Here is a 25,245-nt window from a genome sequence, read left to right as displayed (position 1 = left end):
AGGGGGAAATGAAATGGTTGCAAATGTTGAGCAATATTCATCACAATTGTCGGCAAAGATATGGGGGCATCGATTTACTGATGGTCAACGTGGACCTGAATATGTTTTAGAGTTTCTTAATGTTCTTGTTGGAACAGACTATAATCTCAATTCGCCTTTCTATAGTCGTAGAAAGGCCCTAGGGCTAAGGAAATTTATTTTTGAAGGAGTAAAAGAAGGAAGTAAAAGAGATTTAGTTAAATTAGAAGAAGCACAAAAAAAAGTCCTTTATGAAAAAATACAGGATGATGAGAAAGTAGAGGTAATCAGAGAGTTCTTTCGTAATTTAGAAGTTCCATTGGTAGATGGAAACGGGAAAGAGGCAGACAGGTCTTGGTTTGCTAGGACACTATATCCTTTACACGAATGTCTTCTCTTTTTTGAGGTACGTAAAAAAGGAAACTCAATTGGTTATGAAAGGAATTTTTTTGCTAGAGGTGGGGAGCTTTATTATTTAATGCTTTCTTATGGTACGGAAGATCACGAAGAACTAAGAAATTCAATTGAATTAAAACTGAAAACTTTATTAAGAAAGAATGTTTCACTAAAAAAAATTGTAGGTTCAATTTGCGAAGTATTAGGAGATGAGGAGAAGGAAAAAGACACCTCTTATCCTTTAAAAGTAAGTGAAAAAGATGAAGCTGCACCAAGTTTACCTGTAGATACACTTAATAATCCACTTTTTCATACATTTGCAAAGGAACTAGATCGATTACTAGACATCAACGTAGATATTTATGAAATGTTTAGGCTCCTTACAAGTTTGGTTAATTTTCAAGTTATGAGATATATTTATGACCGTGCAAAAACAGAGGAAAATGATAAAATTTTATTCTTCTTTGATTGTTTAGATGGCCAGGAAAACCAAACGCTAAAAATATCAGCCAATACTTTTAAGAACAATGAATTATTAATTAAAAACAAATTTGAAGATTATTTTAAGGAAATTTTTAGGTCGAAAATAGGTGATGAAGAAAATGTTAATAATAATTTAGAGATATGGAAAAAGGCTCCTGAACATACATTTTTAAACTTAATGGGCCTTACAAAGTTACGTAGTAGAAGGCAACCAGTAATAAAAACTTTAAAGCAGTGTAACGATTATAATGATGTTATGACCAAGCTTTTTAATACTGTTAAAGAAGTAGTCTCAGACCATTTAAAACGTCATCAACTAAATATTGTTAGAATTTTAGCACGTGATGGCGGAATTGGTAATTTTAAATCGGGGACAAATTACAGATATACGATGTCTGATACATTTTTACAGTCACTAGTTTTTAGTAATGTTAAGCCCAACAGTTCAATTGAATTTAGTGAGTTTTTGGAGAATATCTATCAACAGTATGGTTTTGTAATTGGTGTAAAACAATCACGTGAAAGTGATATTTATGAAAATTCAAGATTAAATATAAGTTATTTTCAACGAAATGAGTTAGCGCTTCGTGAAAAACTTAAGAAGAACGGTTTACTTGTTGAGTATTCAGACGCAACAGCAATGATAAGAAATCCATACGATGTATCGGAAGGTGTGAAAATGCCATGAATGAACATCATTTATTAGGCAAATGGGTAAGTCAGTTATTAACCAATCATTTTGTAAAACAAAAGAATAATAACACAGAAAAACTCTTTATAAAAATTAATGGTCTAACAAATACTAACTTTATTTATGTATTAAAACAACTTGAAGAAGATTTTTCAAGGTTAAGTCAGCATTATGAACCTATTATTAGGTCTATTACACGGATAAATAACTATGAGCGTTTTTCATACCAGGAGTATGAAACTAGTACTTGGCTAAGAAATAATACAAAAACTAATCAAGCCTTAATTTTATTAATTAATGAATCAACCCCAGAGGGACAAAGCTTAGAAAATTTATTCACAATTGATGAAGCTTATTTGTTATCGAGAGCAGGATTAGACTCATTATATGAGGTGTTATCACAAAATGGTAAACTTGCTTCTGAAGAAATTAAAGTAATTAAAAGCTTTCTTGAGATGTATAATTTGATTTCAGAACCTCAGCTTAGAAATATTTTAAGTTTTCTTGTGAATGTAATTACTGATCCGGCACCATCGATTAGTGAAAAAGTCCAAAAATTTTTACCATATGTGAACCTATTTTCTGATTCAAAGTTAAAAATTACGAAGTCCAATGTAAATAGATTGAAAAAAAACTTCTCTTTAGCTAATTTACAGGATGGCGTCAGAAGTCTAGAACCTGAAAAACTCCAAAATAATCTATATATTTTCTTAGAAGAAGAGGAGAAAAACGAATGGGTTGAAGAAATTTGGACACAGGTTGATCCTGAAACTTTCAGGGTAGAAGCTGTTGACTTTATTAATCAGAAGAACAAAGAGTTTTTAAAATACGATTTCGAACTTGCTGAAAAAATATTTAAGTTCACAATCAAACCTTCTAAATTAATTAATCAACTTGAGGAAATTCTACAGGAGAAACAAACTGAATTAAATCAGGAACAAGTTGAGAAGTTTAATGAGGGTATGGAGGAAGTTGTAAGTGGCACAGATCCGGAATCCCTCCAAGATTTTGTCGAAGAATTTGAAGAAATACTAGACACTCAGCCTGGGCTTGTCAAGAAAGTTAATCGTCTTATTGAGAAACGTAGGAATCCTTCGGATTACGAGGATTTAACATTCGCTTTATTACATGAAGCTTTTAGTATGATTGAAGAAGAAAGAGATATTGAAAATATTAAAGAAGTTCGGTTTACGCTAGAAGTCAAAAATTCGAAATTACCTGAAAATATAATTAAGTTACTTTATGTATACCTAAACAAGATCTCATCGGTAGTTCCGCTAATTTCTTTCGTACCTAGTTCACTACCTCAAGTAGATGATAATTCTAAAGAAACTGATGTGGTGTTTGATTTATCGATGTGTCTCAACAATGAGGAAATAAGTAAAAGAAAATTTAAAGTTAATTCCTTTAATCAATTAGATCTATATACATTTATTCAACACGTGGAATTGGAAAATAGTATCCCTCATTTAAAGATTTATGCCGAAAATGAAGTTGAAACAATTGACATTAAAGCTTTGTTATATAGTAAAGTTAAGTATTACATAGCTAGTAATGACTCAGAAATGAAGGAACATTTAAAATCCTTTGATGTGTTTTTAGATAAATATTTAAAGCATTTACAAAGGATATGTACGGATGGCATTTTCACAGTAAGTGTTGATGAATTGGAGGATGAGCTAAATAAGATTCTTTTAAATATTTATACTTCCGTCCCTGTAACTAAACATATATATCAAATGATTAATTATATTGGCTCAATTGATACATATGAAAATCATAGGAATGAGTCGGGTATCACATTTGAAAGAACAGTAACGTTATTTAATCCAATTCGGTTAATCTCTTATATAAAGAGATTTTATCACATTCAAGAACAAGTGCATGATTGGATTTGTAAAGCTGCTGAAGGAATACTAGAGGTAGAAAAACTTGAAGATTATCTAGGATATGTTTTAGAAAAAACTAGTAATTTATCTCCAAGGTATTTTACAAGTAGTGGGGATGATTCTTTTTTAATAGAAAATAGTGAAGTGGGTGGAGAAGGTCATTTTATTTTAAATACGCGCACTGCTGACAATACTAATTATTTAGCGAAAGAATTTTCAGATGAATTGGTAAAAGTAGTGAAAAATTACTTTGAAGTTTATCCTTATGCAAAGGACGGACTAGACATTTTACTTTTATACTGTCAGAGTGCCGAATTGGTAACAAGAGCAGTAGAAGAACTTTATAAGAAAACAGAAGTGAAAAAATTAAATCTAACTGTTCATAGTGAAAATGCTGCCAAATTACATGACAAATTGAATAAATGGATGGAAAGTAAAGAAGAATACAATAAACCACAAATTGGAAAGAGGTTTCCTAAGGTGGAGATTAATGTAATCTCAGGGAAAAACATTAATGAAATAGCAAACCAAGCAGAAAAGAAAATGAGTGACTCAGATATTGTGGCTTTAGTCGACTATTTTGGTCAAGGAAATCAAATTAGATACAATTTTGAAAGATCTAAAGTAACTGAGTCTAATAACTGGTTTGAACCAATATATAAGGAGCCCTTAAAGGCAGACGAAGCTGTAAAAAGAATTAGTTATGTAAGTGAACATATGCCCGCAGCACTTCAACATTTCTATCAGCTTCAATATATTGTACAAAGTGACACAATGCCTGATAGGGACCAGATTAATGTCTTAAGAAATTTGATTTCAATTTCTAATGTTGCTCATAGCTCTTTAATTGACTATATGCATAATAATTTTAACTGGTCGATGATTATGGATCGTTACATTGACAAAACTTTATTGGTTAAAACATCTACACAGGCTCAGATTGTTAAATATAAATCAAAAGCTGGCTCAAACAAAAATTTCAAATTAATCATATCATCCTCAAAATATATTAGAAAATTAAGTGAGCAAACACAAGATAATGCTTATTATGACAGATTATATAAGAAGCTTGGCTTAATTCTTAAAAATGATAATATAAATCGGGATAAAATTATTGAAGCTGTGCAAAAGGTTAAAGAAATTTCTGGAGGGTTAGTGTTAAAAGTGATTGGCCGAGGGAAATATGCGCATGAAATGATGGCTACATATTTCACGGTTGAAAATCGTTCAGGTATAGAAAATGATCTATATGTTTGGGCCATTTGTGACGAACTTCCATGGTTTACAAATAATAAACGACGACCTGATATGGTGCTTACAACTGTTAGTAGAATTAACGATAGAATTCGAATTGATTTCGAATTGATAGAACTCAAATTTATCAATCACCGCATTTTTGAAAAAGAAAGATATGACGCAATTAAGCAGATTAAAACAGGAGTGAATTTGTACAATAAGTTATTTAATTTTAATGAGAATAACCTGGATGCAGAATTTTGGAGGAATGAACTTGTTCATTACCTAATTGAAAGACAAGCATATTCACCTGATAATGCTAAATTATTAAAAGAATTACAGCATATACCTATTGAGAATATAGATGTATCCATAAATGGCTCGATTGATGTATATTGCTATACTTCTAACCTTACTGAATATCAGTTTGACAATGTAAGTGAAGGAAATTTCGTCGATAATTTAGAAGGCGGTTATAGGAACAATATCTATACACGTGCATTCATTTTATCTACACTAGGTGCAACGGAACAAGCAATACCTTCTTATAAAGAACTAGAAGAAGAGACAGAGGATAAAACAATCTTGTTTGGGTCTCAAGTAGAATTACTTGAGAAACAAGTACCTGAAAAAGTAGTTGAGGAAGAAATTAATTCCGTTACTGATTTTAGCGATGAAAAAGCTAATAGAACCGGTGGAGTGAGCGGAAATGTTGATGATCAAGGCGATATCGTGGAAGAATTAGAAGACAAAGATATTAGAGATGAAAAGGTAGAGGATTTAGACATAAACGGATATCCGGAGCAAAAAGCGTTAATTAACTTAGAAATTGAATATGAAACGGACGACTCTTATAGTGAGGAACTAAAAGAAAATTTCATTAGAAAACTAATAAATAATTTTAATCAAAACGGAGTCTTTGTTAAAGTTAAGGATTCAATTGTGGGTTCTAGTGTAATAAGGTTAATACTATCTATACCCGCAGATATACCACAATCTAAGGTTACTAAGCGTGCAAAAGACATTCAGCTATGGTTAGGTCTGAATAATGAGCCACATATCTTTATTAATAGTCAAGGTATTAACATCGATATTGTTAGAGAGAACCCTGAAAATATTTATTTTGAACACTTTATGGCATTATTTAGAGAGAATAACCAAACAGAAGTAAAAAGCACGAATCTTTTAGCACCTTTAGGCCTTGATCCGTTAAATGATGTAATTACAATGGATTTCTCTAATTCTATGACTCCTCATTTATTAACAGGGGGGACAACAGGTAGTGGGAAGAGCGTAACGCTTAATTCCATTATACTAGGTATTATGTGTTTATATTCCCCTGAACAGGTTAAATTTGTTTTTATTGATCCTAAAAAGGTTGAATTTACTATTTATGAGAATCGGTCACATACTCAGAGTGTAATTACTGACATTAATGAAGCCGTAAAAGTTTTAAAAGATCTAGTAGATGAAATGGAGGAGAGATATACTCTTTTCGCAAGAGAAGGAGCTACAAATTTAGAGGAGTATACGGAAGATGGTGAAAATGAAATACATCGCATAGTTGTAGTCTTTGATGAATTTGCAGACTTTATGAGTCATGAGGGAGATGTGAAAAAGGAAGTCGAGAATGCTGTTCTTCGTCTTAGTCAAAAAGCTCGAGCTGCCGGAATACATTTAATCATTTGTACACAGAATCCGAAAGCGGATATTATTAATACAAATATAAGAAATAACTTAGGAGCAAGATTAGCTCTAAGAGCAACTGATTCAAATGCATCTAACGTCATATTAGGTCAAGAAGGTGCTGAGAAATTAGCTGGAAAAGGCGATTTTCTGGCTAAAGTGTATGGGAATACAGTTAGAGGGAAGAGTCCTTTTCTGACTTCTAAAGTTAGAAAAGCGTTACTTAAATATTTTCAAGTTTAACTATAATTGCATCTAGAATAAATTCTAGGTGCCTTTTTTGTCTTTAAGTAGTGCTGAGGCATACTGTCCTGTACTACTATTCTTAGGTTTAGGGGGGATAGGGCATTAAGTTATATGATACTAGCGTAGGCTTTTGGATAATTAATGTCCACGTTATCATGGTTGTGGGCACTTTATTGCAAAAATGGGTAAATTATTATATTAAGTGCGGTAGTGTGAAGAACATCAAGTATGTTTGTTTGTCTTATTGCTTTAATTTGATATTTTTTCGAACGAACGTTTGTAAAAAATGCTTTATGCTTAACTAACTTACTATTTTCATGTATAATCATTACTGGACAACCCTTACCAGAAGTGATGAAAGGAAGATTATTGTTATGGCATATGCTAGACATCAAAGCTTTTATTTAAGAGATAAATGGATCAGTAAAGGTCTAAAGGCGATAAATGAATCCCCGAGATTCTTTTATGGAGATGAGGGCCCTGAAGAAATTGGTTTAGGGAAAAATATGGTTCAATCATTAAGGTTTTGGATGTTAGCGACTGAAGTTATTAAAGAAGATAAGACGAATGGACCAACAGAACATCATTTAACTGAATTAGGAACTTTACTTTATCATAAAGATCGTTTATTACAAAGAAACGACTCTGTTTCTATACTACATTATCATTTAGTGAGAAATCGTGAGGATTTGGCAACTGTATTTAGTTGGTATTTCAATACTTACAAGGAAACTATTACACAGAGAGATAGCTTATTAAAGTCGTTTATTACATGGGTTAACAATAATGATAAGGGTGTATCTCCAAAATCGTTAAAGCGGGATATAGATTGTCTAGTACAGTTATATACTAAGCAGGCAGGTGAGGATGATCCTGAAGATTTTATCTTCAGTCCTTTTAATAAGTTAAGGCTATTAAAAGAAGAGCCATCTGAAGAAGGGCACGAGAATGTTCGTAAAGTAACACCCACAGTTGATGATATTGGATTTATAGCATTGTATTATGTCCTTTTATCGTACGGAGAAGAGAATGATGTTAGTTTAATTAGTCTAGATGAGATTACAAGTGAAAGTTTTCTATTGGGGAAAGTTTTTAATTTATCAAGAAATAATATTATAGAGGCATTAAATAAGTTAACCAATCATAAGCAATTTCCTCTTGAGTATGTTCGAACTAATAATCTCGATAATATACGGTTGCCGAGAGTTTCTCCTTTCGATTATCTTTGTCATGAGTATGATTTCTCTATGGGGCAGGTGACAGTTTAAGATGTCATTTAAGACAAGTGTTAATATAAAATTTGATGTTGGTAATGATGAGTTTGTTAATAGGTATATACCTAGTCCATCACATGCTGAAGCCCTTAAGGGAATTCTTAATGGGTTCAATAATAATGCTAATAGTTCACACATTGTTATAGGGCCATATGGAACAGGTAAATCATTACTTGCAACAGTTGTAAGTAGTATCGTTTCAAGCTCAACGTCAACTACTGCAGTAGAAAAACTGATTAATAAATTTAAACATTTTGATGACTACATTGCTGATCAAATTGAAAGTGCAAGTAAGTTAGAACGTAGATATTTACCTGTGTTATTATCTGGAAATGAAGGACGTTTCCGTGAAGCTATTTTATCAAATATCATTAAAACATTAAAAATAGTAAATGTTGATGTCATCTTACCGGGTATAGGTGAGAAAATTATTGATTCGATCAGTACCTGGAAGAAGGAGTTTCCGGATACTTACAATAGATTCATTAATGAATTAGAAAACAATGGTAAGCGATATGAAGACTGGGTATCTGAAATTAAGAAACAAAATGAAGAAGAGATTTTATTTTTTTCAAATCTTTATCCTTTATTAACTTCAGGTGCATCTTTTGGCGTTGGTTATAATGATGATTTCATTTCGCAAATGGAATATTTGTCGGGCAAATTAGATGAAGAAAATATTGGGGTTTTTATTGTTTATGACGAATTTGGGCGGTTTTTACAAGGATTAGATCCTTCTAAATTAAATGAAACTATGCAAGATATACAGGATCTTGCAGAAATTGTGAGTCGTAGTCAAGCATTACAACTAATGCTTATTACTCATAAGAGCTTTAGGCAGTACTTTACAGGTAATAATAACGATGTCTCAAAAGAGTTTCAAAGAATTGAAAAAAGATTTTCACAGTATCACATCACAAGTGATCAAGTCACATTCTTAAAGATCGCAGAAGTTATACTAACTGAGAACATTACTAATAAACCTCTTGTTACTGGTAATCAATATGAGAATACACTAAGTAGATTGAAGAGATATCCTTTATTTCCGAGTTTAAACCCAACTGATCGAGAAGAAAAAATAATTAAAGCGATGTATCCAATGCACCCAATTGCTTTATATTTATTGCCTAACTTGTCGGGGATTTTCGGACAGAATGAGAGAACGTTATTTACATTTCTTGAAAGTGAAGAAACTGGTGGACTTAAAAATCATATGACTAAATCAGATGATTATTATAAGTCATATCAGCTTTTTGATTATTTCTTTCCTAACCTAAGTGATACAGACGCTGATAGTGAAGTAAGAGAACACCTATTAATGTATAAAAAATCATTAGCAAGAATTCCTGATGATATTGAAGATCGAAAGTTAGCTATAAATACATTGAAGTTTGTCTCTTTGTGGAATTTATGTGGCTTGCAAAATCAACAAAAGCTGTCAGATGACTTTTTGAGTTTTGCCATGCAAATAGGTAATGAAGAATTAAAAAGCTTACTTGCTGTGCTAGCTGGACATAAAGTAGTTAGGTTTAATAGAGTTAATGATTATTGGGAAATTAATTCCGGGAGCGCAATAAATATTCAAGAAAGAATTCAAACACGAAAAAACAATTTTGATTTGAAACCGAAAAATATTCTCTCAGTTTTAAATCAAAACCTAGCTAAAAAATACTTTTTCCCTGAAGAGTATAACGACATTAAAGAGATGACGCGCTTTGCAAAAGTTGAGATCTTACTTGGGAATGAATTGTCAAAACTTAACATGGACGTAGTTAACAAGTCTGATATAACAATACTATATATTATTCTTAATGAAGATAACGACATAATAAAAATAAAGGAGCAAATTCGAAAAAACGATTTACAGAATAAAGTAATCTATGCAATTCATTCAACACCTTTAGATATTATTATGGATGATATCGTAGAGAGTTATATCATACTTGATTTCCTCAATGATAAAGCCCTATTAGCTGAAGATAAGGGGATTAAAGAAGAGCTAACGTTAATGTTAGAAGAAGTAAACCATGTGATATCTGACTATCTATCATCATTAATAGAATTTAAGGATGACATTATTTGGTTCGCTAATAATGATGAAATAAAGGTAAAAGATATAATTGAATTTTCTAATTTGCTTTCAGGAATTTGTTTTGAGTTATATGGATCCACACCAGTTATCTTAAATGATTCTTTTAACAGAATAAATATTACGTCTGCTCAGAGGAAAGCTGCCATTTCAGTTGTTAACGGGGTAATATTAAATCCTAGAGATGAACAGTTTGGTATCGTTGGAAATGGTCCTGATTATGCAATTTTCGCTTCCATTTTCAAGAGGAATGGTAGCTTTAATCAAAATGTAAATGCTAATGATTATAAAGAAATTCAGAATGAGTATTATAAGCTTATTCGCAATAAGATAATAAATTTGCTTGATGAAAATCCTAAAGGCTCATTAAATGAAATTATTAAAGTGTTCACAGATTCTCCGTTTGGTGTAAGAAAACCAATCATTCCAATTTTGCTCGTTGCAATGCTAAGAGATCGATGGAATGAATTTATGTTGTATAGAAATGAAATGTATATCTCCGGTTTAAATGGTGAAACATTATTTGAAATTTTATATGAGGAAGGCCCTGAAAATTACCAATATGTATATGAAAAATTTGATGAGGAATATATTGAACTTTTTAATTATATTGAGGAGAATTTTGAGGACTATTTAGAAGAAAGATTAGAGGGGAAATCTCGTTTAATTAAAACTTGTGGTACTTTACTGAAGTGGCTGCGATCTTTACCTAGGCTGACACAGCTGTCGAATTCAGTAGAGCAGGATTTTGCTTGGTTAAGGGATTGTATCCGTAAAACAGAGGTAAAACCACAAGAAAGTATAGCTGAATTATATTCTGAATTTATTGACAATAATCAAGGTGAATTGTTACGTATTAAAGGCTATGCTGAGAAGTACTTGGACATATTTAAAGATGGTATCATTTCTAGATTTTTTGAAACTTGTGATGTTACATCTTTTGAAGAATTAAGAGATTGGGCAATAAGTAGACACGAATATTTGAAAAAAAACAATAAGTTGGTTAAAGTTATCCTAAGGGTTGATAGTGAAGATATTTGGTTAAGTCAATTCATAGAAGAATATATAGGTGTACACGTAAATGACTGGTCCGATACTACGTATAATTTATTTTTTAATCAATTAACTAGTGATTTTAAAGAGGCTATTGATTTCAAAGAAACAATTGAGGAAAGTGTCCATCAAGAAGAATTCATTTCTATAGACATTGCAGGAGAAAAGAAAGTAATCTCTAAGGTGGAGTTTTCCGTTAAAACTAATACTGTTTATAAAAACGTAGACCGAATGATTCAAAATGCGGGTAGAAATATCCCTAAAAAAGAATTAGAATATATGATCTATAGATTGTTAGACAAATATGTAGAATAATAAGTGGGTGAGCTTAAATTGTCTCAAAATAACCGTAAACCCGTTCACATAGCAATGTTTTCCGGTGGTGCAGGAAGTGCCTACGTTGCCTATCAAATGGTACAAGCCCATGGTAGAGAAAATTGTAAATTGTTCTTTACAAATACATTATGGGAAGATGATGACAACTACAGGTTTATGGAAGAAATTGCGGAATATATTGGAATTGAAGTGACAGAGGTTGTTGATGGAAGAACTCCAGAAGAAGTTTTTTATGATTATAAATTCCTAGGAAACTCTAGGTTAGCCAAATGCTCTGAAGAACTCAAGGTGAGACAAACGTTAGTCTACATGGAAGAACTTAGAGATAATGAGAATCTAGAACCAATTCTTTACTTTGGGATAGCCCCCCATGAAAAACACCGGAGAGGTAACGATGAATTCTTGGAAGATAGTATTCTGATAACACCTGAAAGCCGAGATGAGAATATAAGAAAAGCTGCTGGAATTCGTTCATTTTATGAACATTACCCAATTGAGGCAATAGAGTCCCGGTTTCCTTTAATTGAGACACATCGCAAGGACATTGATGCAAAAGGTATTATAGAACATGAGTGGGGAATTAAGCTTCCTAGAATGTATACCGTAGCTATTGAAAAGGCTGAAAAAGAGAACAATGCGTTAGCAAAATTGTTGGTTGAAAATAATGTTTACGGCTTTTCTCATGCTAACTGTGGTGGTAGATGCGTTAGAGGTGGTCTTCAGCATTATGCGACTCTCTATGCTTTATGGCCAGATCAATATAAAGAGCAAGAGGAAATGGAAAATCGGTTCAATGAATATTTTGAAAAAGAGAAATTCGTTACAATATTAAAAAAGAATGGAACTAGTTATAGTCTTAAACAGTTTAGAGAAGAAATGGAACACGTGGGGATAGAAAAGTATTTATTTTCAAAAGATGAAACCATTCCTTGTGTTTGTTCATTTTCATAATTAACAAAAAAGTTAACAGGACTTATACCTGTTAACTTTTTTTGTTAATTAATTTCAGAAAATTATATCCGGTGTTGATCCTTATAATAACCAGTGTTAAAATCACTATATAGAACACACGTTCGAAAGGGTGATTTGGATGAAGCATATCGTTATGTACTCAGGAGGTATTGGAAGCTTTATGACTGTAAAGAGAGTCATGGAGAAAGAGAATTCAAAGGACATTATCCTATTATTTACTGATACCTTGACAGAGGACGAAGATCTCTATAGGTTTATTGAGGAAACTAAAGAACATTTAGGAGTTACCTTTGTTAGATTATGTGACGGTAGAGATGTGTGGGAGGTATTTAAGGATATTAAATACCTTGGTAATTCTAGAATTGCACCATGTTCTAGAGTTCTTAAACAAGAGCCAGCTAGGAAATGGATTGAGGAGAACTATCAGCCGGAAGAAGTCACATTGTACATCGGGATCGATTGGACAGAATCTCAACGATTGATTAAGGTGAAAAAGAATTGGCTACCATATAAAATAGTTGCACCTTTATGCGAGGAACCTTACATTACTAAGGATGAAATGATTAATCAGTTAGAAAAGTTGGGAATTAAAAAGCCAAGGTTATATGATCTAGGGTTTAGTCATAATAATTGTGGAGGTTTCTGTGTTCGCGCTGGACAAGCACATTTTGCTAATCTATTAGAACATATGCCTGATAGGTATAAATATCATGAAGAAAAAGAATTAGAAATTGCTTCTTATTTAAAAAAAGATGTAACCATATTAAGAAGACAGCGAAATAAAAAGATTGAACCACTTACTTTAAAGAAGTTTCGAAGTGAAATTGAGTCAAAAGAAACTAATTATGATCTTTTTGATTTTGGTGGTTGTGCTTGTTTTATTGAAGAGAGTAAAAGTGAATATATTGCGTAGGAATTGTGGTTTAGGATTAAGAAACTATAATTTATTGTTTAAACATCTAGGTCTCTTAGCCTAGGTGTTTTTTATTGGAGTAACCATTAAATAATTGTAAATGTTAAACTAGATAATATGTTATAAAATGAATAAATGTGAGTGAAGCTCAATTGTTTATCTTATTCTTATGTGCCCTTTACCACTGAAATAAACAAGTAAAGGGGTTATTTACATAGATGGAAAATGCAGTAATGATATGAAAATTCTTATTGATTAGCGAAAAGAATCAATTCAGTTAAAGATCTATCATCAGGGAATCTATATCAGATTACTAAAGTGGACGAAGAAGGTATATATGTTGAAGCTGTAGCTGAAAATCATAAGTCAGATGAAGAGAAAGAAATCCTACATCTTGTTCGTAATTCAATGGGAGATAACCTAATGGTTGAGTCTGTAGCCAAAAGGCGTACGAATCATATCATATCTTGGCTTCAGCAAGTATCCCTAATTGATGATAACTTGAATCCATTAATAAAACTGTATGAGTACAAGGAGCAACCAACCATGACCACCAATCTCCGCAATCAATTCTTACATATCATGAACAACTACATAAAAGCCAGACAACAATCCTTCGCGGGCAACCCAATGGGCTCTGTCCTTCGAAACGAGGTACCTAACGAGATTAGGAGCCTACCATTTATTCACTCAACCTATACAGTAACCGGCTCTGTTGGACAAGGCAACTGGGCGATCGTTCCATGGGTTGCGATTATGAACAATGCGATTACCACTTCAACACAGCGTGGATATTACATCGTTTATCTGTTTAGTGAGGATATGAAACAGCTTTACTTAACGCTGGCTCAAGGAGTAACGGAAACAACAAAAGACGAAATGGCTGCGATCAACCAAGAGATTCGCTCTAAGATTGATATGGATCTAAAGGTAATAAAGGATGACCAGATTGATCTTGGTCCATCCAAACGGGCACGCGATTATGCGTATTCGACAGCTGCTTATATTCAATACTCAGTTGATGAGATGCCTTCTGAAGCGGAACTTGTTCAGGATTTAGAAAAGATGACATCCTATTACGAGGAGTATATCGCTTTAAAGAGACAGTATGATGAAGTGAGTCCTGGTGTATCTCCTGTTGCGGAAGAGGGTGGGAAGTTGATGAATTCTAGAGATGTGATTGAGCATGTGCATTCCTACATAACAAGCAAAGGCTTTTACTATGAAAAAGAAGAACTCATCAATTTCTTTTTCTCCTTAAAAACCAAACCCTTTGTCATCTTATCGGGGATATCCGGCACAGGAAAAACTAAAATCGTTCAGTGGTTTGCCGAAAGTGTAGGAGCAACAGAAGAAAACGGTCAATTTGCCTTAATTCCTGTTCGCCCCGATTGGAGTGATGGATCGGATCTACTTGGATATACGGACATCAAGGGGGATTTTAAAGAAGGTCCTTTGACGAAAGTGTTGAAAGAAGCCATTGATCATCCCGACCGTCCTTATTTTGTTTTACTAGACGAGATGAACTTGGCGCGGGTGGAGCATTATTTTAGTGACTTGCTTAGTGTGATGGAAATTCGGAAGTGGGAGGATGGAAAGCTGATCACATCGACGATTCTTTCAGAGGAGATTGCGGGAAAAGAGATTTATCTTCCTGCGAATGTGTACATCATTGGAACGGTAAATATGGATGAAACGACTCATCCTTTCAGCAAGAAGGTATTGGACCGGGCGAATACGCTTGAGTTTAATCGGGTGAAGCTTGATTACCTACAGTTTTTGTTAAATATAGAGGAGAAGGACGCGGTTGTTTTACATAATGATGTGTTTGCGACGAAATATCTTCATTTAAAGGATGTGTATACGGCCTATCCGGAGCTCGTAGAAGAGGTGACGGATGTTCTGGTGGAGATCAACAATGTCATACAAATCAATTCAGCAAACATTGGCTATCGTGTGCGCGATGAGATTTGTTTTTACCTTGCTTATAACGAGGAAAGCAAGCTTATAGAACGTAAAGAAGCTCTGGATTATTGCATTTTACAAAAGATCTTGCCGCGCTTATCTGGGAGTGACACGAGGATTGAGCGAGTGCTGAAGGCGTTGTTTAAACTGTTTACGAATAAGGAGATTGAGTTTGTTCAGGATGCGTCGATGGAGGATGTGACATATGGCGTGTATCCAAAGAGTGCGGAAAAGGTGTTAGAGATGATGAGGAGGTTAGAAGACGATGGCTTTACTTCCTTCTGGATCAGCTCCTAAGGAAGTTGAGCTGGTTGTCATTGAAACATCAACGTTCTCACTTGTTATAAAAGGAAGACCATATCATGAACGGTACGAGGGATTGCAACAGTATCGCAAACTAGATTTTCATGATGTCATGCAATTTGATTGGCGCGGGGAATCGGTGGAGCAGGTGTTGGTGTATGACGTCGATCAGCAAGCACTTGTCCGTGATTCGAATCTGCGACCGATTTTCTTTGAAAATAGTGTGTATCAAGTCATCATTCATCCAAAGGGAGAACAGGAGCTGACGTTTTATCATGATCATCCTGGGCTTCGGAAAGCGATCAGCCGGGTCAAACTGGGGACGTCCTATCTATTAATGGGCAATCTTCAGTTTCAAAATGAAGTAGGGCTTTCGACGTTTGAAATTCGAGATGAGCGCGAATCATTACTGCAAGTGACGTTGGAAGTCTTTCCGTCGAAGCTTGATTACAAACGAGATTACCAAAGGTTATTAGAAGAAGTGAATGATGAGATTTATAATCTGGCTTATCATTTTTTGAAAAAGACGTACTTAGGGGCAAAGGTGAAGCTTGATGGACAACCATCTTTGACGGAGTTTTACCGATTGATAACGGTTCATTTTCAATCATTTTTACGAGCGATTGAACGAATTGAGCGGCAGCCGCATCATAAGCTGGTGAAGAAGCATGAGAAAGCGAGAGGGGATCAGCTGCAGCGACTCGATTCAAGAGGTCGCAGTTATCTACGAAAGAATCCGCATGTGTTTGTCGAAGTAAAAAATGGTGTGAGGGTTGCGGATCAGACGGTGATGCCAAGGGAAGGGTTAAAGATTAAAAAAGAGTTAACTTACGATACACTTGAAAACCGTTATGTAAAATGGATGATGACACGGTTAATGGAGAAGCTTGAGTATTTGTATGACAAGCTCACCGTTCAGAAGTGGCGGAAGGTTGAGGCGGATCAAGAGCTGTTGGAGAAAGTGAAAGAGATGATCCATAAGCTTAGCGTGAAAAAGAAGAACCCGTTTTGGAAGGAAGTCGGGGTGTTGAACCGCTCGGTGATGAGTCTTGTGTTGCAGATGGCACCAGGATACCGCGATGCATTTCAAATTTATTTAACCGTTTCAAAAGGTCTTGCCTTGCAAGGGAAGCTCTATCAAATGTCAGTGAAGGATGTTGCGGAGCTTTATGAAGTGTGGACGTTCTTGAAGCTTGGACAACTATTGCGGAGGAAATACATTTCGGTGAGTCAAAATATCGTCAAGGTGAATCGGGACGGACTGTTTGTTCGCTTAGATACAAACCAATCAGCGAAACGAGTGTTCAAGCACCCCGTGACGGATGAGAAAATCATTTTAACGTATCAGATGACGGAGAAAAATCCGACAACGACGCAAAAACCAGATAGTGTGCTAAGTATTGCAAAGAAAGGGAAGGGCTACTCCTTTAATTATGTGTTTGATGCGAAGTACCGAATTGATTTTGCGGTGGAGGATAGTTATTACGGAGGTCGCTACAAAACTCCTGGGCCATTAGAAGAAGATATTAATACGATGCACCGGTATCGTGACTCGATTGTGGCCAAGCAGAAGGGTCCTTATGAGCGCACAGCGTTTGGGGCATATGTGTTGTTTCCGTGGGAAGATGAAGCGATCTATTCAGAGCATCATTTTTATAAAAGTATTGATGAAGTAAATATCGGAGGTCTGCCGTTTTTGCCATCAGCCTCGGATTTAGTGGAACGATTTGTGGAGCATTTAATTGAGAAAAGTCCAGAGGAGATTCAAAAGGAAGGGATCTTACCAAGAGGAACGAGGGACGATTGGGAATCTTCTATGGATGAAAAGGTGCTAGTTGGAGTGGTGTCAACGGAGGAGCAATACCGGAGATGTATGCAGGAGGCTTCGTTTGTGTTGGATATAGGTGCGTTGAATAGAGGGTGGCAGGAAGCAGCATATGTGGCACTGTATGTGAGTAAGGAAGCTGGGATGGCTCGAAACGGTGTGTGGAGTTATGGGAAGGTGAAGGATGTTGCGGTTCGTGATGAGGGCTCTGTTCAGTTTACGGTTGAATCGTGGATCAATCTACCTGATGTGATTAAGCCTGTGAACTATGGCATTGCTGGGTATGCGATGACAACGTTGACTCATTTAAAGGAAGCGAAGGAATTGCCGGAGCTCTTTATGAAATCAAAGGATGAGCTGGCGGTTTGGAGGATGCTGAGGAGAGTGTCGGATCGGATTACGGTTGAGTTGGATTCGGAACAGTTGGATAAGGCGAGTGAGGTGCAAAGTTATCGGTTTAAGGATGTTGAGGTTCGGATGAACGGGGTAGAGAGTCAGGTTGTGATTGTGAAGGGTGAGTTTTATAAAGTGGTTGGGTATGAGGAGTTGCGGAGGAAGCCGAGTGGGGTATTTCGAGAGGTTTTGCGGGTGATTGAGAATTAACCTAGCACACTAGAAGCCTACATTCCCGTAGGCTTCATTACTTATCTAAAAAGTCATCGATCATGTTTTGAATGATACCTACAAACTCACCTTTAAAAGACATGCAGCGTTTTAGTACTTTGATTTGTTCCTCTTCAGTTAATTTATTAAATTTCCTAACACTTTTTAATATATAATCAATAAATTTCACTTTTTCTTGCGTTAGTCTCTGAGGATTTCCTTTTTTTAGACAGGCTCTTTTGTAAAGGAATTCTTTGACCAATTGAGTGAAAGGTTGTTGAACTATCCAGTTCAATGTTGTAATTGTTGCATAACTATTTTTATATTCGTCTTCCACATCGTCGTGATAATGGAGGTCTTGAAAATAATTTTTTTTGAATCCTGTGCTTCTTAATATTGTCTTAAAAGAGACGGGTAAATCTTTGAGCTTAGCTAGTAATTTGGTTTTGTTATCTTTGCTCCAGGAATCTCCTTTATTGTGTAGTCTTCTCATAACTTTTAAGTGCTGCTGGACAGGTCCTGAATATTTTTCAATGATACAAGGTGCATAGGTTCGCCCTTGTTCTTTTAAGAATTTGTACTTATCATAGCCGCCAACTAATGTGTATTTTCCTGGTATTTCATTTTTCTCGACCGCGATGATTAAATCGTACGTTTGTAAATAATTTGATGTTGATATCATTCGGGTTAAAAATGTTTGTGTTATATATGGTGTATAGAGAGGTTGTATATCGTTAAGTTGGATCAAGATGATTTTTTCGTCCATATACACCAACTCCTTGTTGGAAGTATATGAAAAGGTGAAATTGTCCTATTCTAGATTCAAAGATTGCTATTCTGCTAACAAGGCAAAAGTCTCGATGGAACTCTCAAGTTTCACCATCTCGAATGAACTAGTTGATCTCGTTCGCGCTAAGCTTAAGTGTGCCTGTCCCTGTCCCCACTAGTGTACTGGAATTCAGGCACCTTTTTTGGGAATGATATGCTATTATAAAATGAAAGATTAATGGACTGGAATCTATTTGAAAGGAAGATAACTTTGGAACTTTGGGATATCTATGATAAAGACAAAAATGTCACAGGTAAAACGATGAGGAGAGGGGACCCTTTTGAAAAAGATGCGTACCATCTAGTCGTTCATGTGTGTATGTTCAACAAAAATGGGGAAATGTTGATTCAGCAAAGACAACCTTTCAAGAGTGGTTGGGCCAATATGTGGGACATTACTGTGGGAGGTAGTGCCGTTGCTGGGGATACAAGCCAACAAGCTGCGGAGCGTGAAGTACTGGAAGAATTAGGTTATAAAATTGACTTACACGGTATAAGACCTTCTTTAACGATAAACTTTCAAGTGGGATTTGATGACTATTATCTCGTTGAAGTAGATCTTGATATTAGGGAATTAACGTTACAGCCAGAGGAAGTACAACGAGTGAAGTGGGCGACAAAAGAAGAAATCTTAACGATGATCGACCAAGAAATATTTATACCATACCGTAAGAGTTTGATAGAATTATTATTTGATATGAGAAAATACATGGGTAGTCATAGTTAACCGTGGGGTATGGTCCCCCGCTGTTTTTAAGCGTTAGTGGATTGGGGGACAGGCACTGTTTCACACTACAAAGTTTCTACCGGTATAATATCTGAAATGAGCGGAGATTTTAATGAAAAAAGACAATACAAGTCAGTAACCCCATTTTGTAGTTTGCAATTTTGAATGACAAAGCCTTCATACCCCTGACGAATAAGGCTGTTACGAAATTTTTCATTGGCTTCCTCCATATTTAAAAGGATAGCCTCATCTTTCCAGGTAAAGTTTCTTTTTCCGGCATGAATATATTCACAATATTTGTCACGATCATTCATAAACAAGTCATACGAATCCACGGTATTAGAATCATATATTTTAAGGTTTGGCTCATCTATATATAGTTTGTAAATAAAGCCAGTTACTCGCCTTTCAACTTGAATAACCTTAGGTTTTCCATCTTCCCAAAATTCCGTTTCTGACTTTTGATAAACCGTCTCCGTTCCTATTGCATAGGGTTTAGCAGAATGAATATCAGATGTAAGCCAAAATCCAATAGTACCAATAACGTTATTGACGTTTTGAACCTTTACTTCACTAGTAAAATCTTCAATTTTATTCATAGTACCAAAATAAGCGATCATTTTCATACCTCCCTTTTTTAGATTGTCCAATTCTGAGTTTATCATTTGTGGATAAGTTTATTAAAAAATGTCAGAAACACTTTGGGTCTCGATGCACAGGCACGCTTATTACGACCAGTATCATACATACAGAAACGCCAGCGTATTATCAACGCTTTTCGCATTTCGCGGAAGGTGTTTTTTATTTTTTTATCGTTAGATTCGCCCTTAATCATCGTAATTTATTTTTTAGGGTGAGTAGTTACAATTATATGAATAGAAAAAACATATGATTTCAAAAAAGGGATAAACTGAAGAAAGAATTAAGAAAGGAGATGTGAAATATGACCAAAAAATATAATAAAGGCAGCCGTAATCAAAATGCACCAGAATTACACGGCAAAGTTCCAGCTAGCGGTGATAACAATAAAGGGAATAAAAGGAAATAAAGGTTGAAAGGCGAAAACAAATAGGTTTAGCCAATTGGATTGGAGTGAAATCTAAATATAGATTTTTTATTTTTTTAGCCTCAAGGGGGAGTGACCAGGCACTCCCCAAAATGAAAATACCTGTTGTCAACTATTTTGGTAGAGAAATGAGGGAAATCAGAGCGCTGGAGTAGGCAATCTAAAACCGCTATTGTTATCGATATCTACTTTTATCTGCAAGAACTTATAAATATATTCACGAAAAGTCACCTTTTTTTAAAATCCTCCTATCAAAAATCACCTTAGCTTTATATATACAGTATGAAGACATACATACGATAGGAGGATCTTCATATGGCTAAATTCCGTATGATTCAAACAGGGTTCTGGAATGACCCAAAAGTGATGGAGGAGATGACACCGGAGGATAAGTTCTTTTTCATGTATCTGCTCACCAATCCGCAAGTAACTCAAATTGGCATCTACCGGATTACGAAGAAACAAGTGGCTTTTGAAACAGGCTTCTCCGTTGAAACGGTGCAGCTGTTATTTGAGCGCTTTTTGCACCAGCATGAGCTCATTCGTTACAATGCTGAAACGAGGGAGCTTGCGATCAAGAACTGGGGCAAGCACAACCTTGGGCGTGGAGGCAAACCGATGCTTGATTGTATTCGGAAGGAACTAGAGGACGTTAAGGATCATTCTCTTATTGAATATGTTGGACAAGTCGTGACCAATGAGTCGATTCGAGAACTTTACACGAACTTCTACCCGGAAAACGACGATACGTCGACGTTACGTGGACAAGAAGAAGAACAAGAAAAAGAACAAGAAAAAGAACAAGAAGAAGATAAACAACAACAAGAACCATACGCCGTCGTATTCCGTTTTTACGAAGAAAACATCGGAGTCCTGAATCCATTTATCGCAGAGTCAATTGCTCTTTGGGTAGAAGAGCTAAGTCCAGAAGTCGTGATGCTTGCGATAAAAAAGGCTTTGATGAAGCAAAAACGCTGGGATTATGCAGAAGGAATTTTGAAAAAATGGTCGAATCAAAACTTAACGACCATCCAAGCGATTGAAGCAAGTGTTACCCACTTCCAGAAGCGACAAACGCGACCATCCCCAACTCATTTACTTGAACGAGTGAAACGAGGTGATTTTTCATGACAAATGAGGAAGCAGCCGAAGTTCTCCTAACCATCCACGAAGTCTATCCATCCTACGAACTCACGGAACGAAAAATGAAAATCCTTGTCCCGGCCTTACTGCAAATGGATCTTGCTGGGGTCATGAAACGGTTGAATGAGTATATCATCACCAACCCTTGGCCGCCAACGATTTCAGATATTGCCTCTTATCCACTTCAGGAAAACGAAGTGTTGAGAAAAACGCTGGAGTTTGAAAAACGTGCTGCTGAGAATCCACCAACCCAAGAGCAAATCGAAGAATTCCAAGCTCGGTTCAAGCAGCTTGGATTGACGGAGGCAGAAGATGAGTGAGCACGCATCCGTCGCCGAACAAGCTGTTATTGGAGCTATCCTTCTTGAGCCTGAACTCATTAATGAATGCAGTCTACAGGAAGAACATTTCTATGAAGCCCGCCATAAGATCATCTTTCAAGCGATGCGAGCATTAGAACGGTCCGAAACCCCTCCAGATATCGTTGCTGTCGTCACCATGTTACGCGATGTCCTCGAATCGATTGGGGGAGTGGCGTACCTATCTGATCTGATGAATGCCGTCGCCACAACAAGCAACTTCAAGCATTACGAAGAATTGATCCTCGAACATGTTCGAAAACGGTCGGCCATGAAACTCACCGAACAATTCCACAATGAAGCAAATGATGAGTCCATCGCTACTCTGATAACGGAGCTCCAACAGATACAGGAGCTGACGATTAAGAAACAACACCGGACGAAAAAAGAGATCCTTGCTGATGTCGTCGAAACGTTGCATGAACCAACTGAGGATCTCTTAGGAAGACCTAGTGGCATCATCGATCTCGATAAAATGACGGGTGGCTGGCAAAAGCAGGACCTGATCATTGTCGCCGCGAGACCTTCTGTCGGAAAAACGGCGTTTGCCTTGCAGATGGGAGCTGTCAACTGCCGCAGGGGAGGAGTGACGACGTTCTTTTCCCTAGAAATGGCTGATAGACAACTGGCCATCAGGTGGATTAACGCAGAAGGACGGATTGACGGGATGAAATGGAAAAACCCGACACGGTTCTTTTCCGCTGCCGATTATCGTCAAGCCGTAAACGCCATCGGATCCATTGAAAAATGGGACATGGAAATCATCGATAACCCGAGTATCAAAGTCTCTGAAATTCGTTCCAAACTAAACGAAATCAAACGTCGATACCCGAACAGAGACCATCTTGTGATCATTGATTACCTCCAGCTCATCCAATCCTCAAGCAAACGAGGAGAAAACCGCCAACAAGAAGTGTCTTCCATTTCACGTTCTCTAAAAGCAATGGCAAGAGAGCTCGACGTCCCGATTATCGCCCTTTCACAGCTATCAAGGAAGGTTGAGGCCCGCCAAGTGAAACGGCCAATGATGTCGGACATCCGAGAATCGGGAAGCATTGAGCAGGATGCAGACATTGTTGCCTTTTTGTACCGCGATGATTATTACGACAATGAAACGGATCAACCAAACAAAGTTGAAATCATTGTCGCAAAGCAACGGAATGGTCCAGTTGGGACGGTGGAGGCCTTATTTGAGAAGGAATATGGAAGGTTTGTGAATTTAGCAACAAGCATAGCTACTGAATAAGAATAAAAAAAGGGGGGCGCGAAAAAGTACCTCGAAAAAGCGCAATGGCTCCGCACGTTACACGCCTTTCTATGACAAACCCACTCATAGCAAGGCTTTCAAAAAAGGGTAACGGCTCCGCGCATTGCCTAAAGGACCACTAAAAAGGAAAAGCACCCTTTTTCAGTGGTCTATAAAAAAGGAGGCCGATAAATGGGAGAAGTCCAGCAATTAAAAGTAGCGTACGATCTGTCACTGTTGAAAAAGCAAATTCGCGAATACCAGTTGGAGAATGAATTACTAGTAAGAGAAAACCAGTTGCTTAAGCAGCAGGTTCGGGTGTTGAAGGGGAGGTCTGGGAGGAAGGGGTGAGGGATGGAGGGACAGTTCCTTGGTTATCTGTGACAAAAACAGTGATTGCAGTTTGAGGACTGTGGTTCCGCTATTTCGTGTTTTATGGGTGTAATGCAATCTTCTGTAAATAGCGGACTCTGTGTCCGTCAAACCTTTCAAAATGGTAGTTTTTGATGAAATAACGGAACTCTTGACCTCTTCCATTAAAAAGTGCTTGGCGCTGCTCGAAATTTGGAAAAAACAGATGTGAACCCTAAAAAATGAGTGAAGACAGCCCTGAAAAAGCAGAGATTGTCTCTTTTCATTCAGTGATCAAATCATACACCTCATCGACTACTTCTTCATCTTGAACGTCAAATTCCATTCTGAGACTATGTCGAATCATCGTTTTATTAACTGATCCTTCCGTAATATGCACAACATTTGTTTTTAGCCAATCGGCCATCTGTTGAATTTGGTTTTGGTCATTTAAATGACTCATCATGCATTCTCCTTCCTAAAAACCCTTTCTTACTAGCATTTTCTAAACGAACATTTATATACTTGATCAATCCGTTTCTTTCCGAGTACGGCGGAATATGTGTGGAATACTTTTTGTTTTGGAGGTTCGGATTTCAGTTTTTCGATGAACCGAGGTTTCGTTTGTTCCAGTAACAAACTCTTTAGTTGCTCAAGTCTTACTGTGTCGAACCCAAGTATTTTTTTAGGGATGGTAATAAGGAAATCCTCTTGTTGTGGTTAAAACCGAATGCTAGCATGTTCTGCACTTTTGGTTTTCCCTAATCTGTAATCAAATTTAAATGGCTGTTATATATAAGAAGAAAACTGGCGGAGACCTAAGTTTTCATAAATGGCGGGAAATTGATGAAAGACTGGAGGATTGGTAAACGATATTGAAGTTATGTTCAAAATGTAGCTCCTTTCTCGTTTGGATTGATCCTATTATTCCCCAATACTGGCTGGAGCAGACGATCATGAGTGACCTGATCAGCTTCCATCTGTTTTTAATAGAGAAGCAAGAGGGGTGGATCTTTTGCTTCTTTCGTTTTTTCTCTAACCAGAAAGAAGCATAAAACCGTCTCGTTGGGTCAGTAATTGAATTTTTTAAGGAGCATTGGGGAAGTACAGAAATTGTTATTTGCGTGAACATGTAAAAGCGATGGGAGAAGCTTACTTATGTAAAGAGTAATGTCTTCTTTTTCTTGTGTTGGGGTAAAGTTTATATAAAAAGAACTGTGGTATAAGTATAGTAGCGCAAATGATTGTTGCTATTCGTGTCGAATTATGATAGATTATTAAATCTAGCCGCAAAAATTAATTTTAAATTAACTATTGCGCAGAATTATTTGTTGTGATATATTATTACTTGTCGCTACGAACGATTGATTGATTCGTAACGAGTTGCGAAAATAACTTTTAAAAAGTTGTTGCGCAGAACAAATTGTTATGTTATGATAATAAATGTCGCTGATGAAACAGCGGTTAACGAGTTCTTTGAAAACTGAACAAAAGCCAAGCGAAATAGAGATACATGATATCTCGTCAACTTTTAGTAATTTAGTAAA

The 25,245-nt window shown here is 36.1% G+C and carries 15 protein-coding genes and 1 pseudogene; 13 read left to right on the top strand and 3 right to left on the bottom strand.

Going from position 1 to position 25,245, the window contains the following annotated elements; translation table 11 throughout:
• Nucleotides 1-13: 13 nt before the first annotated feature.
• The 8 genes and pseudogenes from SAZ04_RS15805 (at nt 14) to SAZ04_RS15770 (ending at nt 17,978) form a co-directional block, all read left to right on the top strand.
• Nucleotides 14-1,585 (top strand): hypothetical protein, encoded by a 1,572-nt coding sequence (locus SAZ04_RS15805; RefSeq protein WP_332696970.1) that lies wholly within the window; start codon nt 14-16, stop codon nt 1,583-1,585.
• Entirely contained in the window at nt 1,582-6,642 is a 5,061-nt protein-coding gene (locus SAZ04_RS15800; protein WP_332696968.1) for an FtsK/SpoIIIE domain-containing protein, read from the top strand. The genes SAZ04_RS15805 and SAZ04_RS15800 overlap by 4 nt, the downstream gene beginning before the upstream one ends.
• 377 nt (nt 6,643-7,019) lie before the next feature.
• A complete protein-coding gene (locus SAZ04_RS15795; RefSeq protein WP_332696966.1) occupies nt 7,020-7,913 on the top strand; it encodes a DUF4007 family protein in 894 nt (297 codons plus the stop codon).
• 1 nt (nt 7,914) lies between these two features.
• The gene (locus tag SAZ04_RS15790) at nt 7,915-11,376 is read left to right on the top strand and encodes a DUF6079 family protein (RefSeq protein ID WP_332696964.1); all 3,462 of its coding nucleotides are present in this window, start codon (nt 7,915-7,917) and stop codon (nt 11,374-11,376) included.
• A gap of 18 nt (nt 11,377-11,394) precedes the next feature.
• Complete coding sequence (locus SAZ04_RS15785) at nt 11,395-12,348, top strand: hypothetical protein (protein ID WP_332696962.1); 954 nt, start codon at nt 11,395-11,397, stop codon at nt 12,346-12,348.
• A gap of 139 nt (nt 12,349-12,487) precedes the next feature.
• Nucleotides 12,488-13,282 (top strand): phosphoadenosine phosphosulfate reductase domain-containing protein, encoded by a 795-nt coding sequence (locus tag SAZ04_RS15780; protein ID WP_332696960.1) that lies wholly within the window; start codon nt 12,488-12,490, stop codon nt 13,280-13,282.
• Nucleotides 13,283-13,615: 333 nt separating this feature from the next.
• A pseudogene (locus SAZ04_RS15775) lies at nt 13,616-15,544 on the top strand (MrcB family domain-containing protein); the annotation flags it as partial.
• Nucleotides 15,513-17,978: a restriction endonuclease-like protein gene (locus tag SAZ04_RS15770; RefSeq protein ID WP_332696958.1), complete on the top strand. Its 2,466-nt coding sequence runs from the start codon at nt 15,513-15,515 to the stop codon at nt 17,976-17,978. The pseudogene SAZ04_RS15775 and the gene SAZ04_RS15770, both read left to right, overlap by 32 nt.
• 37 nt (nt 17,979-18,015) lie before the next feature.
• Here the strand turns inward: SAZ04_RS15770 and SAZ04_RS15765 are convergent, their stop codons facing one another.
• The gene (locus tag SAZ04_RS15765; RefSeq protein ID WP_332696956.1) at nt 18,016-18,744 is read right to left on the bottom strand and encodes a hypothetical protein; all 729 of its coding nucleotides are present in this window, start codon (nt 18,742-18,744) and stop codon (nt 18,016-18,018) included.
• Between the two features lie 273 nt (nt 18,745-19,017).
• Here SAZ04_RS15765 and SAZ04_RS15760 point away from each other — a divergent pair, with 273 nt between their 5' ends.
• Nucleotides 19,018-19,533: an NUDIX hydrolase gene (locus tag SAZ04_RS15760; protein ID WP_332696954.1), complete on the top strand. Its 516-nt coding sequence runs from the start codon at nt 19,018-19,020 to the stop codon at nt 19,531-19,533.
• 65 nt (nt 19,534-19,598) lie between these two features.
• On the opposite strand, the gene SAZ04_RS15755 is transcribed toward SAZ04_RS15760, so the two are convergent.
• The gene (locus SAZ04_RS15755; RefSeq protein WP_332696951.1) at nt 19,599-20,153 is read right to left on the bottom strand and encodes a hypothetical protein; all 555 of its coding nucleotides are present in this window, start codon (nt 20,151-20,153) and stop codon (nt 19,599-19,601) included.
• Between the two features lie 761 nt (nt 20,154-20,914).
• On the opposite strand from SAZ04_RS15755, the gene SAZ04_RS15750 reads away from it, so the two are divergent.
• From SAZ04_RS15750 to SAZ04_RS15735, 4 genes are all read left to right on the top strand, one after another.
• Nucleotides 20,915-21,730, top strand: coding sequence for a DnaD domain-containing protein (locus SAZ04_RS15750; RefSeq protein WP_332696948.1), 816 nt, complete (start codon nt 20,915-20,917; stop codon nt 21,728-21,730).
• Nucleotides 21,727-22,062 carry a replicative helicase loader/inhibitor gene (locus SAZ04_RS15745; RefSeq protein WP_332696945.1) on the top strand — a complete coding sequence of 112 codons (336 nt, stop codon included), beginning with the start codon at nt 21,727-21,729 and terminating at the stop codon, nt 22,060-22,062. The genes SAZ04_RS15750 and SAZ04_RS15745 overlap by 4 nt, the downstream gene beginning before the upstream one ends.
• Nucleotides 22,055-23,347 carry a replicative DNA helicase gene (gene dnaB, locus SAZ04_RS15740; RefSeq protein ID WP_332696942.1) on the top strand — a complete coding sequence of 431 codons (1,293 nt, stop codon included), beginning with the start codon at nt 22,055-22,057 and terminating at the stop codon, nt 23,345-23,347. Before SAZ04_RS15745 ends, dnaB begins: the two co-directional genes overlap by 8 nt.
• A 192-nt stretch (nt 23,348-23,539) precedes the next feature.
• Complete coding sequence (locus SAZ04_RS15735) at nt 23,540-23,698, top strand: hypothetical protein (protein WP_332696939.1); 159 nt, start codon at nt 23,540-23,542, stop codon at nt 23,696-23,698.
• 283 nt (nt 23,699-23,981) lie between these two features.
• Here the strand turns inward: SAZ04_RS15735 and SAZ04_RS15730 are convergent, their stop codons facing one another.
• A complete protein-coding gene (locus tag SAZ04_RS15730; protein ID WP_332696936.1) occupies nt 23,982-24,164 on the bottom strand; it encodes a hypothetical protein in 183 nt (60 codons plus the stop codon).
• Nucleotides 24,165-25,245 lie beyond the last annotated feature (1,081 nt).

Source organism: Halalkalibacter lacteus, assembly GCF_036663595.1.
Taxonomy (GTDB): Bacteria; Bacillota; Bacilli; order Bacillales; family Bacillaceae_D; genus Halalkalibacter; species Halalkalibacter lacteus.
The sequence above is the reverse complement of the archived record's forward strand: the minus strand, read 5'-3'. Positions and strand labels throughout refer to the sequence as shown.

Coding starts and splice junctions, on each gene's coding strand:
- SAZ04_RS15805 (WP_332696970.1), top strand. CDS start 14: ATGGTTGCAAATGTTGAGCAATATTCATCACAATTGTCGGCAAAGATA.
- SAZ04_RS15765 (WP_332696956.1), bottom strand. CDS start 18,744: ATGGACGAAAAAATCATCTTGATCCAACTTAACGATATACAACCTCTC.
- SAZ04_RS15730 (WP_332696936.1), bottom strand. CDS start 24,164: ATGATGAGTCATTTAAATGACCAAAACCAAATTCAACAGATGGCCGAT.
- SAZ04_RS15795 (WP_332696966.1), top strand. CDS start 7,020: ATGGCATATGCTAGACATCAAAGCTTTTATTTAAGAGATAAATGGATC.
- SAZ04_RS15790 (WP_332696964.1), top strand. CDS start 7,915: ATGTCATTTAAGACAAGTGTTAATATAAAATTTGATGTTGGTAATGAT.
- SAZ04_RS15745 (WP_332696945.1), top strand. CDS start 21,727: ATGACAAATGAGGAAGCAGCCGAAGTTCTCCTAACCATCCACGAAGTC.
- SAZ04_RS15780 (WP_332696960.1), top strand. CDS start 12,488: ATGAAGCATATCGTTATGTACTCAGGAGGTATTGGAAGCTTTATGACT.
- SAZ04_RS15800 (WP_332696968.1), top strand. CDS start 1,582: ATGAATGAACATCATTTATTAGGCAAATGGGTAAGTCAGTTATTAACC.
- SAZ04_RS15770 (WP_332696958.1), top strand. CDS start 15,513: ATGGCTTTACTTCCTTCTGGATCAGCTCCTAAGGAAGTTGAGCTGGTT.
- SAZ04_RS15755 (WP_332696951.1), bottom strand. CDS start 20,153: ATGATCGCTTATTTTGGTACTATGAATAAAATTGAAGATTTTACTAGT.
- dnaB (WP_332696942.1), top strand. CDS start 22,055: ATGAGTGAGCACGCATCCGTCGCCGAACAAGCTGTTATTGGAGCTATC.
- SAZ04_RS15735 (WP_332696939.1), top strand. CDS start 23,540: ATGGGAGAAGTCCAGCAATTAAAAGTAGCGTACGATCTGTCACTGTTG.
- SAZ04_RS15750 (WP_332696948.1), top strand. CDS start 20,915: ATGGCTAAATTCCGTATGATTCAAACAGGGTTCTGGAATGACCCAAAA.